At 43.9% G+C, this 12,564-nt stretch carries 10 protein-coding genes; 5 read left to right on the top strand and 5 right to left on the bottom strand.

Translation table 11 applies throughout. The features are described from left to right. Positions 1 to 36 precede the first annotated feature (36 nt). Positions 37 to 933 (bottom strand): gluzincin family metallopeptidase, encoded by an 897-nt coding sequence (locus tag LFX25_RS00300; protein ID WP_238728329.1) that lies wholly within the window; start codon positions 931 to 933, stop codon positions 37 to 39. Further along, the gene (locus LFX25_RS00295) at positions 926 to 4,108 is read right to left on the bottom strand and encodes a SpoIIE family protein phosphatase (RefSeq protein WP_238728328.1); all 3,183 of its coding nucleotides are present in this window, start codon (positions 4,106 to 4,108) and stop codon (positions 926 to 928) included. Before LFX25_RS00295 ends, LFX25_RS00300 begins: the two co-directional genes overlap by 8 nt. 142 nt (positions 4,109 to 4,250) lie before the next feature. Between LFX25_RS00295 and LFX25_RS00290 the strand changes: the two genes are divergently transcribed. Both LFX25_RS00290 and LFX25_RS00285 read left to right on the top strand, forming a co-directional pair. Then, positions 4,251 to 5,534, top strand: coding sequence for a dicarboxylate/amino acid:cation symporter (locus tag LFX25_RS00290; RefSeq protein WP_238728327.1), 1,284 nt, complete (start codon positions 4,251 to 4,253; stop codon positions 5,532 to 5,534). Next, the gene (locus LFX25_RS00285) at positions 5,535 to 6,857 is read left to right on the top strand and encodes an MATE family efflux transporter (protein ID WP_238728326.1); all 1,323 of its coding nucleotides are present in this window, start codon (positions 5,535 to 5,537) and stop codon (positions 6,855 to 6,857) included. Between the two features lie 167 nt (positions 6,858 to 7,024). On the opposite strand, the gene LFX25_RS00280 is transcribed toward LFX25_RS00285, so the two are convergent. Further along, positions 7,025 to 8,440, bottom strand: coding sequence for an NHL repeat-containing protein (locus LFX25_RS00280; protein WP_238728325.1), 1,416 nt, complete (start codon positions 8,438 to 8,440; stop codon positions 7,025 to 7,027). Then, positions 8,404 to 9,330, bottom strand: a complete 927-nt coding sequence (locus tag LFX25_RS00275) for a site-2 protease family protein (protein WP_238728324.1) — start codon at positions 9,328 to 9,330, stop codon at positions 8,404 to 8,406. Before LFX25_RS00275 ends, LFX25_RS00280 begins: the two co-directional genes overlap by 37 nt. A 95-nt stretch (positions 9,331 to 9,425) precedes the next feature. Here LFX25_RS00275 and cysE point away from each other — a divergent pair, with 95 nt between their 5' ends. Together cysE and LFX25_RS00265 are read left to right on the top strand one after the other, a co-directional pair. After that, a complete protein-coding gene (cysE, locus tag LFX25_RS00270) occupies positions 9,426 to 10,142 on the top strand; it encodes a serine O-acetyltransferase (protein ID WP_238728323.1) in 717 nt (238 codons plus the stop codon). 143 nt (positions 10,143 to 10,285) lie between these two features. Beyond that, a complete protein-coding gene (locus tag LFX25_RS00265; protein WP_238728322.1) occupies positions 10,286 to 10,543 on the top strand; it encodes a hypothetical protein in 258 nt (85 codons plus the stop codon). 61 nt (positions 10,544 to 10,604) lie between these two features. Here the strand turns inward: LFX25_RS00265 and mpl36 are convergent, their stop codons facing one another. Continuing rightward, positions 10,605 to 11,525 (bottom strand): RlpA family plasminogen-binding lipoprotein MPL36, encoded by a 921-nt coding sequence (mpl36, locus tag LFX25_RS00260; RefSeq protein ID WP_238728321.1) that lies wholly within the window; start codon positions 11,523 to 11,525, stop codon positions 10,605 to 10,607. Positions 11,526 to 11,631: 106 nt separating this feature from the next. Here mpl36 and LFX25_RS00255 point away from each other — a divergent pair, with 106 nt between their 5' ends. Continuing rightward, positions 11,632 to 12,531, top strand: coding sequence for a tetratricopeptide repeat protein (locus LFX25_RS00255; protein WP_238728320.1), 900 nt, complete (start codon positions 11,632 to 11,634; stop codon positions 12,529 to 12,531). The last annotated feature ends 33 nt before the right edge of the window (positions 12,532 to 12,564 follow it).

Raw genomic sequence — 12,564 nt, 5'->3', positions numbered from 1 at the left:
AAGAAGGGCGAATTTAAACGGAACAAGCGTTCGTTTTCAAGGAAGTTGCACGAAAGTGCCCAGGATCGATTCTCTTTGGAAGGTTTTCCAGGTATAAACTTCGTATGGACCACGCGTTACCCACCCTCGAAGCAGGCTGGACCAATTTTTATCCCGGATCGACTTTAGGATCAGGATCACTTCTCCCGTTGTTTTGGGTGAATTCTCGAACACTAATTTTTTGACAAAATCCCTGTAACCGGCCGGACCCAATTCTTTATATAGAATATATTGAATCTTCAGAGCTTTATTGTAAAAGGTCGGGGTGGCTGCCGGATTTTTTTCTCGAAAGTCGGGGTCCAAAGGGAAATCCTTCCCGCCTTGCAACCCTTCTTCGGAACTCCATTCTTCCGCAATCGAGATTAACTCTTCTTTGGTAAGATTGATCTTTTTCTCTTTATAAAGAACGAAGGGTAAAAAGGAAACCAAGCCTTCGCTCAACCAAGGAATGTTGGAAAAATAAAAATGACCGAGTTCGTGAAAGAGCAAAGCCGGATAACCGGCGGGCGAAAGATCCGGCTCCATAAAAATCCCACGAGAGGGTCCTAAATCACCGGAGATGTTGTTGTAACCGCCGACGCGGGTTCCGTTTAATACGACCTGGTCCTGAACGACCAAGAGCACCTTATATTTTTCGGAGGCCTTTTGACCTTCGAACACGGAAGCGCTCGCTTCGTGAAAAGAAATTCCGGAATAGGATTCGAGCGCTCGAAAAAGATCGCCGGTCTTTCGATAGGCAAACTCGTTCCATTCCTTATCCTGGGAAGAATTTCGAATTTCCAAAACGAGTTCCCCGCGGTTCAGAGGAATTCTCCGAACCCACGCGGCGGCGCTTTTATCCGAATAGATACTGAACGAAAAAAGAAGTAAAAACCCTATGAGGAACTTACGCACGATCTCTTTCGATGAGTTTGAGAAGTCTTTCCCCGTTTTGATTGCCCGGATCAAGATGCATCAGCTTTCGAGCCACTTCTTCCGCGAGATCGAATTGATCCGTTAGTCGATAGATATCGGAAAGGTTGACGAGATTGGAAAGATTCTCCGGTTGAATGTCTCTCAGTTTCAAGCTCGCCTGCAATGCTTGTTCGTATTTTCCGACTTTCTTGTTCGCAATCGAGAGATAAAACCAATACTCGTGAAGTCCCGGATCCGTTTTCAGATAGTTGCTTAAAACTTCGATCGCGGTCGTATAGTCTTTTCCCTTAAAACTCAAAAGACCGAGAAGCTTGTTGATCTTTTGATTAGCGGTGTCGTGCGTGTAACCGGTCTTGAGAAGTTCCAGAGCCTGTTCCACTTTACCGGCTTTGTAAAGTTGTTTCGCGTCTTCGTAGATCACGTCCGGATTAAGAGCGACCTCGATGCGATCACCGCCGGTGAACATTTCATCCAGTTCGTCTTTTTTCTTTTCTACTTGGAATTCGATCTTCAATAAGGAAAGGTCGTCCGTCAATTCTCCGTATTTTCGGATTTCGCTTTCGATGTCTTCGAGGACGCCTTTTCCCTTTTCCACGTTTCTTAAGAATAAGTTTTCATCTTCGTTGATCGTTCTTACGGTTTCTTCCGGAGTTAAATCGATATCGTCGCGACCGTCCGATCCGAGAATCAGGACGTCGCCTTTTTTGAGTTCGAAAGTTCTCACCTCAAAATCGAACTCCGAATCCAAACCGAGTTTTCTGAGCTGAAGACCTTCTTCCAAAAAGCTGGCTTTTCCGTCGCGATAAAGAACGCTAAAAGGGTGTTCCGCATTGAAATAAAAACATTTTCCGGTTTCTTCCTCGATCAGGAATACCACCGCCGAAATCACCATACTTCCGTTAAACGACTTGAATACGGAATGAATTTCCTGATAAACTTCGCTTAACCATTCGGAAGGAGTCTTGTTAAGAATCCTATTGTTTGCCGCCGAGCGAGCCATGATGGAGTTCATGACTACCCCCATAACAAGAGCCCCGCCGGCGCCCTGCATGGACTTACCCATCGCGTCTCCGTTCATCGCCATCGTATAACGTTTATAACTTTCTTGAGTTCCTAAACGGAGATTTCCGGTAACGCAAATGTCCCCGCCAAGGTCCGAATGTTTTCCGCGAAACTCGAATTGTTTCTTTTGCTTTAACGTGAATTCGGTGTGAACGAGCTTCGATTTGTTCGCGTTGTAAAAAAGCGGTTTTGCCAAAAGGGAAGTAAGGAAGTAATCCCCGTCCTGCTGAACCTTCAGCCTTTGGACCTCTTCCATTTTTTCCTGAACTTCCTGAGTTCTTTCTTTCACCTTTTCTTCTAGGTTTTCGGCGTAGTCCTGGAGTTCTCTTCTCGCTTGTTTGATCGAAGAAACCATCGAGTTGAACGAATCGGCTAAGAATCCGATTTCGTCGCGAACCTTAACGGGAACCTCCACATCAAGATCCCCTTTGTTTACCTTTTCCACCCCGGATAACAAATTGTTCAACGGATCGACGAGACTGCTTTTAAAGAATAACGGAAATAAGACGAGTACTACAAAAATCACCGCAAACAAAATGATCGTCTGCTTCACCGAGGTCGGGTGCATGAATTCGCGATATTTTTTATACGAAAATCCGAGTTCGACTACCTGCTTTTTTGCAGGGATGTATTTCATAAACGCAACGTGATGCCCAAGTCCGTCCACGCTTCTTCTGTAGTGTCTGGTTTCCGCGGGTTTGAACAAACTGAAGTATTTTAGGAATTCGGCTTTCAGTTCCTTACCGGAAACTTCTTTTCCCTTCCAAGAACATCCTTCTAAGTTTTTCAGAATTCCGTTTTTGAAGGATTCCAGATCCTTATTTTTTTCGAGATAGGATTTTCCTTCTTCGCAAAAAGAATTCGGATTGATACCCTGAAGTTTGTTCGTATTAACAAAGGCGTCTTTGTTTAGCTTTTCTGCATGTTTTAGAAGCGCTTTTTTTAAATCCTTAGAACTTAAGGAAGAATTTTCCTTAACGAACTTATAGATCGCGTCTTTGTAACCGGCAAAGTATTCCGGCGATGAATCAAGAATCGCTTTGAGGTTCTCGCGAAAATTATCTTCTCTGAGAGCCGCAATTTCCTCGTAGATCAGAGTATTCTGAAGATCCACTTTTACGAGCGGAAGATCCAAACCGTATTTCGAGTTGTAATCGGTCGTAATCAATTCTCCCGTTTTTTCATCGTATCGAAGCGTGTATTCTACTTCGTTGTTGATCTTACCGCTTTCCAAAACGCGTTCGCTGTTGACGATATGAAGGCTATCGTATTCGGATTCCTTATCCTGGTTGGAAATAAATACGAGGGACTGCATGATCAAACAAATCGTGAATAACGTGATTCCCACGATCTTAACCATGAATGTGGTTCTTTCGGTACTGTTGTTGATGAAGACGATGACGACGACCGAAAACGCGGCGATAAAGAAAATAACGTTCGAGGTCATGTAAGTGGACCGTTCCATCAGACCGTCTCGACTCAATACGTTAGCGATATTCGGATAAAAAGCCGCGATCATAAACCCGAGGGCAAACAGGAAGATTGCGAATCTCTTTTTTTCCTTATCGGTGACGATCCTCCAAGCAGGGACGATGATAAATGCAATGACGCAGTAGAATGCGATCATAAAAGCCAGATATTTGCTAGAGATCAGCGCGTTGAAATCCCAATGATGCGCGGTGAAGTGGTAAATCTTCTCCGAGATGTACGTCATGTAGATAAAGATGCAAGCGACGATGAACCCTAAAATGTGCTGAAAGATCATCATCCAGAAACCGAGCTTCTTATTCGAGTTGCTCGGATAACGGATAAAAAACTGGGTAAAATGAGTCACCGCGGGAAGAATCAAACATCCCGTCAACCATCTATGATATGCCGCAATCGGATGATAGTAAAACGCGGCCATAAAGTATCCGATCTCGAAAAGACCGAACACGAAAAAGGCGATCCCGAGATGATACGTCGCAACCGTCTTTCTTTTTAAACTAATAAAAAAAACGGCAAGGAAGAAGGTGGTAATCGTTACTAAAAGACTGCCAAAAGAATAATAGTTGAACAGAATCAAATCTGATCTCAGAAAATCTAATCCCATAATCTCCAGGTCCGTCTTTCTAATTCTTTATATCGTTCGAAAAAGCACGGCATCGTTCAAAAAATCTTGAAAACGGTTTCAATAATTCATACCAAAACTAAAAATCAATAGAAAAAATAAGGAATCAAAAGAGTTTTCCAATATGCCGGTTTTTGAGAAACTAAATTCCCTCAATCGAAAGATTCTTGAGCTTCTGAAAGAAAAACTCTGGTTGAAAATCCTATTTGGGATGTTTGCCGGAATTGTTACCGGTATCCTCTTAGGATCTGATTTATCCTTAGTCGAAAGGGATGTCGCTCAACTTACTACTGCGTGGCTTGTTATACCGGGACTCATCTTCATCAGCCTTTTACAGATGATCATGATTCCTTTGATCTTCTCTTCTATTATTCTCGGAATTTGTTCGGCTGAAAACGTCGAGAACGTTAAAAAACTCGGAATTAGAACCTTAATTTATTTTGTTCTGACAACTTTCATTGCGGTCGCCATCGGAAGCTCGTTGGCGCTTTGGTTGGAGCCGGGAAAATCGACGATTCAAATTAAGAATGCTCTGACCGCAAAGGTACCCGCAGCAACGGAGATTCCCGCTTTGGACAAATACCCGGAATTATTCATGTCCTTTTTCCCGAAGAATCCGTTTTTATCGATTACTCAGGGAGAAATGTTAAACGTCATCGTCTTTTCCATTCTCATCGGAATCGCCATCCTTTCCGTATCGAAAGAACTTTCAAAACCGATCTTAGAACTTTTGAATTCGGTTTTTCAGATCAGCATGAAAATCGTCAACTGGGCGATGACTCTAACTCCGTTTGCTGTTTTCGGATTGATGGCAAAAGCAATTTCTTCGATCGGCACAGAACTTCTGATTACGCTCGGCGTTTATATGAGCACGGTTCTTCTCGGACTTCTTTGTGTGATCGGCGTTTACTCGATCATTCTCATCTTCTTGGCCAGAAGAAATCCGATCGAATTCTTTTCCAAAATCGCAGGATTGCAGTTGCTCGCGTTTTCCACTTCTAGTTCGGCTGCCGTAATGCCGGTCTCGATCCAAACCGCTACTGAAAATTTAAAAGTCAAAAAGAACATCGCCGAATTCATCATACCGGTCGGAGCTACGATCAATATGGATGGGACGGCCCTTTATCAAGCGGTGGCGACGATCTTTTTAGCCCAGTATTATGGAATCGATTTAGCCCCCACGCAATTGATCTTCCTTTTGTTTGCAACGGTCGGTGCGTCGATCGGAACACCGAGCACGCCCGGAATCGGAATCGTGATCTTAGCCACGATTCTTACAGGAATGGGAATTCCGACCGAGGGAATCGGAATCATTTTAGGCGTGGATCGATTTCTGGATATGTGCAGAACTACGATCAACGTCACCGGCGATATTACGGCTTCTTGCGTTATGGACAGGCTGAGCTGATTGAAATTCAGATTTTACCGACTTACATTTTACAACATTCTTGCGAATATCACCGTTCCGCTAACCGGTCTAGCGGACACAGCCATATTAGGAAATCTTGATACTCATATCTTTATGGCCGGAGCTGCGCTTTCGGGGATCCTATTTGATTTTATCTTTTGGATGTTCGGTTTTTTAAGAATGGGAACCACCGGTCTAACGGCGCAAGCCTCCGGAGAAAAGAATGAAAAAGAATCCCTTTTTATTCTCGCCCGTTCGATCGTATTGGCTTTTTTTTTCGGGTTCTTGATCCTTTTGTTTTCTCCTTGGATACGGGAATTCGGATTTCGAATTTTAGAAGGAAGTCCGAACGTAAAGGAGGCCGGTCTTTCGTATTTCGATTCAAGAATTCCGGGTTCGATCGCCGTTCTTTGCAATTACGTTTTTACCGGTTGGTTTTTAGGAAGAGAAAAAAGTTCTTATGTTCTGATCGCTACCATCATCGGAAACGGAATCAATGTTGCTCTCGACGTTTGGTTTATTTTGTTTTTAGGATGGGAAGCATACGGAGCGGGACTCGCTACGAGCATCAGTCAATTCGGGATGTTGGCCGTATTTATCGTTTTATTTTTGAGAGAATTGAGAATTCTCCCGGAATTAAAAATTTCTTTGTTACGCGACAAAGGTTTGTTGTCGATGCACGGATTTTCTTCCCTACTCCATCTCAACAAAGACATTTTTTTACGGACCTTGTTTCTGATTCTTACGTTCAGTTTGTTTCGTAATTTCAGCTCGGAAGCAGGAACCGAAATTTTAGCGGCTAACACGATTCTTCTTCAGTTGATTTTAGTAAGCGCGTATTTGGTGGACGGAGCGGCGTTCGCGACCGAAAGTCTCGCAGGAAATATCTACGGAGAAAAGAATTGGAAATTGTTGAAGGAACTTTTGTATCTCGCGCTTTATAATAGTATTTTCTTCACTTCGATCTTTCTCGCGGTTCTTTTTATATTTCCGAATTTTACGTTCGGCTTAATCACCAAAAGCGAATCGGTCCGAATTTTATTAAACGAGTATCGAATTTGGTTGTTGCCCGTTTTGGAAATCGGAGCGATCGCTTTCATCCTAGACGGTTTTTTTATCGGACTTACGCAAGGAAGAATTCTCCGCAACTCCATGTTGATCAGTACGGCGTTGTTCTTTTTTCCGATGGCGTATCTCGGAAAAATCCAGAAGGACAATCATCTTCTTTGGCTTTCCCTTGTACTGCTTATGATCGGAAGAAGCATGACCCTTTTCTTACAAGCGCGCAAGTTTTTTCAAAGGGTGGGAGATCCTACAAATTAAGTCTCTTCGACGAGATTTTGAACTCTCCGTAAAATTCGATTCGTTTTCGTATGAGTTCCCACATGAGTTAACGACGGCTAAATACTTCATTGTTCCGACAAAGATCATAATTTTCTATTTGAAAGAAATCTGGATCTCCGATCAAAAAAATTTGCGAATTCTCTCGCTTACTCTAAAATAACTTGAATCTCGGCCGGAAGATTTTTCCATTCTTCCGAATTCCGGCTCTTGTAGAAAATCGGAGATTGAATTTCGTCCCAGTTTTCCGCGCGAAATAAGTCGATGCTTTCTTCTCCTTTCTTAAACACGCGGGAAGATTCGTCCGATGCGGGTTTTACCGCTTGCACGGGAGCCCAACCGAAACCCGGAATATAAACGTCTATCGTATCTTTAAAGGAAACCGAATTCTGTCCGGAGATCGTCGCCGTATATTGGGAACGAACAGGAACTCCGGAATCCAAAAGACTCTTTTTTAAAGAAGGCATGGTGCTGCGGAACAATCGCGCGTCGAAGATCTTATCCACATAATACGAATTCTTTTGAACCTCGAGAGGTTCACCCTTTAGGAAAGGTCTAAGATCGTCTCCGATTCTTTCCTTCTTTTCCAAAAAGTCGTCCGTCACGTAATAACGAATATTCTGTGTTCTCGCTTCGAAAGAATATTCTAAGGTTTGTTTTCCTTTGACGTCGTCCACGCCCAATACCTTTACGAACGCCCTTCCGTTTCCGATAAAATCCTGTTTGAATCCGGGCGTAGTCATCTTTAAATTTCGAATTCTTTGATGTTCCGTCGTCGGAGGTTGAAAAATTCCGAGAGAACCCCCGGCGATCGAGAGTTCGTTTAACGAAAACGTTATGCGAACTTTCATCGTATGAGTCGTTTCACCCGAAGCGATAAATCGATCGGTTTCGACGAACGAAACTTTTCTCACTTCTTTTCCGGTGCGATCGACCACGAAGATTCGGCTTCCCAAAAAAACCATTCCGCGGATTTCCTTGGAAGGAGTTTTGATCGACCCGGTAATGGATCCGTTGTTCGGGTTATATCGATAAATGTTACCGTCCGAAGAATCGGAGACCCAAATCGAATCTCTTGCAAAAGCCAAATCCCTCGGTTGCGCGCGGTCGGTTAAAAAACCTCCGATCAACTTACCGGTAGCTTTATCTAAGATGGAAATCTTTCCATTCTCCTGATCGAGAATGTATAATAGCGAATCCTGACTTGCAATTCCTCCGATCTTTTCGATCGGAACCGGAATTCTTTCCGTAACTCCGCCGGTGTTCGGCTCCACTTTCAAAACGAGCTTTCTCGCACCGACGAAAATTCTCCCTTCACGCGGATCAAAATTGATCCCGGTCAAAAACGGAATGTTCAGGGAAAACGATTCTTGCCTTCCCGAAGGATCAACTCGATACAAGGATCGATGTGTGGAATCGATGTACCAGAAATTCGTTCCGTCGTACGTAAAACCGTAAGCGTTCTCTGTAAGTTTAATTTCCTGATCTTGGGAAAAAATCGGGGTCGAAATGAAAAATACGAACGCAACTAAATACCTGAAAAAACTGACTTGAGTGAAATCCATAGCTCCTCTGCAAGACCGGGTCTGTTTATATCAGTTCCTAGTTGGATGGGAGAAGGCACAAAAATGAAAATCAGCGCGAACAAAATCAAAAGGCCGCCGATCTTTCGAACTCGATCCAAGGGAACCACCGGGTCAGGGACAAAAGGGTGTTCTACTTTTATGATGAAATAAATCAGGAAACCCCACAGTAACCAGGAAAAATTCCAAAAACATAAAAGCAAAAACCCCGTAAAAAGATAATAAATCCAATTCCGATATTTTTCGCCAAAAATGGAATAAATCACATGACCACCGTCGAGTTGTCCAAAGGGGAGAAGGTTGATCGCAGTCACAAGCAATCCGACCCAACCCGCCTGCGCCAACGGATGAATCCAAACGTCTTGAACCGCGGGATCAAACGGTCCTAAGATTAACTGATTGATAAAGATCGTGAAGAAAGATTCTCCGAAGGAAATGATTCCCGGATTCCCTCGTACGGTGTCCATCGGAACCAGAGAAGACCAGTAAATTCCTAAAACGTAACAAGGAACCGAAAGGATCAAACTCATCAACGGTCCCCAAATTCCGATGTCGAAAAGTTGTTTTTTATTTCGAATCGGCTCGAGAATTCGAATCACCGCTCCCATCGTTCCGATCGGCGCGAATGGAACCGGGATAAAATACGGCCAAGTCGCTTTAACGCCGTAATATCGCGCCGCTAAAAAATGTCCCATCTCATGCGCTAAAAGAATTATAATCAAAGAAAGGGAATACGGAAGTCTAAGAAAAAATAATTCTTTTAAATACTGAACCGATAGAAAGGGAATTTCAAAAAATTCACTTTGAAACGTGAGAGTCAGAAAGGTAAGGACGAACAAGATGACGTGTGTTGAAAATCGAGATTGTTTCAATCGTTATTCTATTCTTATCGGAAAGAATCCTCTTTACATGGTACGGCGAATTTTTAGCCTTTTATATTAGTTTGGCGAAGACCGGAGATTGACAGTTGTTCGAAAACATTAAATTTATCAAGAAGTATGATCCAGCCGCTAAGTCGTATTTGGAAATCATACTCTGCTATCCGGGTTTGCACGCGCTTTGGTTTCATAAGCTCGCTCATTTTCTTTATCGGATAAAACTTCCTTTAATTCCAAGGATGATCAATACTTTTTCCAGATTCATCACCGGAATCGACATTCATCCGGGGGCACAGATCGCGAACGGAATCATGATCGATCACGGTCACGGCGTCGTGATCGGAGAGACTGCGACGATAGCAAAAGGATGTTTGATCTACCAAGGCGTCACCTTAGGAGGAACCGGAAAAGAATCCGGGAAACGTCACCCTTCCTTGCTGGAAAACGTGGTCGTCGGAGCGGGAGCGAAAATTCTCGGGAATATCACCATCGGAAAAAATGTTCGAGTCGGTGCAGGTTCCGTGGTGATGCGAGACGTTCCGCACGACACGACCGTGGTCGGAATTCCGGCAAAAGTCGTACGTTCCAAAATGCCGATCGGAGAAGAAGGCGAACACATGCTGGATCACAATGAAATTCCCGATCCGGTCGCAAAAGTATTTTCCATCCTTCTCGAACGAATCGAAACTCTTCAGAAAGAGATTCACGATTTAAACAAAGACGGTCGCCATCACAGCCCGTTAAAAAAGGAAAAGGACAATCTGGAAGAGATTCTGGACGAGTTCATCCACGGCGGCGGAATTTAAACGACCTTGTTGAGTCGGAACTACGAGCACCTCTCAGTCTTTATTTGATAACAGAATCGCAAAATTCCGAAAACCGATTTCCAAACCCGATCGATTCCCTGTTTCGGAATTGATTTTTCAAAAGAACGTTTTCTTCTTTTGGGATGAAAAAACGAATTCTTTCCATTTTGATCGTATGGATCGGTACAATCGGAATTCTCAATTGCAATCTGCTGGTCTCGAACGAACAAATCTGTTCAAAGGACATCGAAGAATTCGATAAATGTTTTCCGGTTCTGCTTTTGGCGATTCCCGGTTGCGTGGATCCGAGTCTGAACACCTGCGGCTTTGCGGTTTTGGAAACGGCAAAAGAAATCTGCAGAGGAAAAATGAAGCAGGATAGTTGCCGCGCGCACCGTTAAAGCGAAAAGCCCCGTAAAACGGGGCTTTCTTTGCGAGGGAACTTTTATCGAAAAGAAACGATTACTTTTTTGGAATAAAGCAGTCGATCCCGTCCGTTTTTAATTTCGATTTCAGAGATTCGGCGCCCGTTCTGGTGCCGAAATCACCCAACTGAATCACGAACAAACCGTCTCTTGTAAATACGAACGTCTTTTCTCCGTATTCTTGTCCGAGGCTTGCTTTGTACGCTTCCGCTCTCGTTTGATCGCGGAAAACTCCCACTTGCACGGTATAACCTTTCGGAGAACCTTTGATGTATTTTCCACCCGCAACCGGTTTGTTTGGATAATCCGATTTTTGCGGTTGAAGTTTTTCAGGTTTACCTTCATCGCCTAACAGAGCATCCTCGTCATCGTTGTTTTCGAGGTCTTCGGATTCGTCACCCGCCGCTCCTCCACGTTTTACGACTTTGATTCCTACTTTTGCAAGTCCCACGTCTTTGAATTCCAGAGTGTCAGCCGCTTTTTCGGAAAGATCGATGATTCTATCTTTTACGAAAGGCCCTCGATCGTTCACACGAACGAGAACTTCTTTTTGGTTTTCCAAATTCTGAACGCGAATTATGGAACCCAAGGGAAGAGTCGGATGCGCTGCGGTAAGTTTCGTTTTGTCGAACTTCTCTCCGCTTGCGGTCGGCTTCCCGTGAAATTTCGCGCCGTACCAGGAAGACATTCCGATTTCGTCGAAGTCTCCTCCGGAACTGTTGGATTTTTCAGGAGGTTGAGCCTTGGCGTATTTTTCAACGTTCAGCTCTTCTTCGAAAGATCTGCGTCCCGGCTTTTGGGAAGAAGCGGATGAACCGGATTCTTTATCCATAGGAGCGATCTCTTTTTCAAAAAAGATCTCGGACGGATCTCCGGAAGCGCTGACGCTTCGTTTCGATTCGACGGATGCGCAAGACGTAAAAATAATCAGGGCAACTAAGATTGCTATTTGTTTCATGTTTCCCTCGGGTCCTAGTGATTCCTTTATCCAATCGGCCGAATCGAAAAATTCCATTACAACTTTTTCGGTCGCCCCAGTTCGAAATCTGACCGATAGTTGTTTTATGACCGGGACAGATATCAGCAAAATCTTCAATCAGGCGTTGGCCTTGGAAAAGCAGGGAAAGCAGCCGGAAGCGATTCAGCTTTACGAAAGTCTGATCCAGGCTCAGCCGAAGTATCAAAAATCGTATCTCAATCTCGGCGCCCTTTATTCCAAACAAGGGAATTCCAAAAAGGCGATCGAAGTCTATCAAAAGGCTCTCGATATCGGAAAAACTCCCGAACTCTATTACAATATCGGAGTGGAACTTTATCGAACCGGGGAAATAGAAACCGCCGTTCGATCCCTTAAGAAATCCCTCGAAATCGAAAAGCGATTTTTAAAGTCGCATATCCTTCTCGCGTATTGTTATCGCCAGCTCGAAAAGGATGATAAAACCGAACTCTATCTTACGAACGCGATTCGACTCGATGCGAACAATCGAATGGCGTTGACCGCGCTCGCTACCTTATACTTTGAAAAGGAGCGCTGGAAAGAATGTTTGGAAACGGCGGAGAAGGTGAACAAACTTTATCCGGGCGATTCGAGAATGCAGGTGTTGATTTCGGAAGTTCATACCCGCTTGGGAAACTTCAAACAATCCTTTGAAATTCTCAAACAAGCGACTTCGCAGTCGAAAGGATTTACTCGATTTTCAGACGCGATCGAAGAAGCGAAGAAGAATCCGGAAGAAGCCGCTTTTTTCGATTCTCTGGAAAAACTTACGAAAAACAAACTCGATGAATTCCGTTCCAAATTCGAGATGAGCAAAGAAAATCCCGAAGACTTCGCGCCTCCGAATCCGCAGGATGCACTTGATCTTTCGCTCATGTATTTGTTCCATGGCGATAAAGAACGCGCTCTCAAGTACATGCTCTATGCTCAAAAACAATTGGAGGAATCCGGTGCCCAGGAAGGCTGATCGAACGGTTCCACAAAAACGAAACTCTCCGCT

Origin of the sequence: Leptospira sanjuanensis, assembly GCF_022267325.1 — a bacterium.
In the GTDB taxonomy this organism is placed as follows: Bacteria; Spirochaetota; Leptospiria; order Leptospirales; family Leptospiraceae; genus Leptospira; species Leptospira sanjuanensis.
Note: the sequence above shows the minus strand (reverse complement) of the source record. Positions and strands in the feature narration are given on the sequence as shown.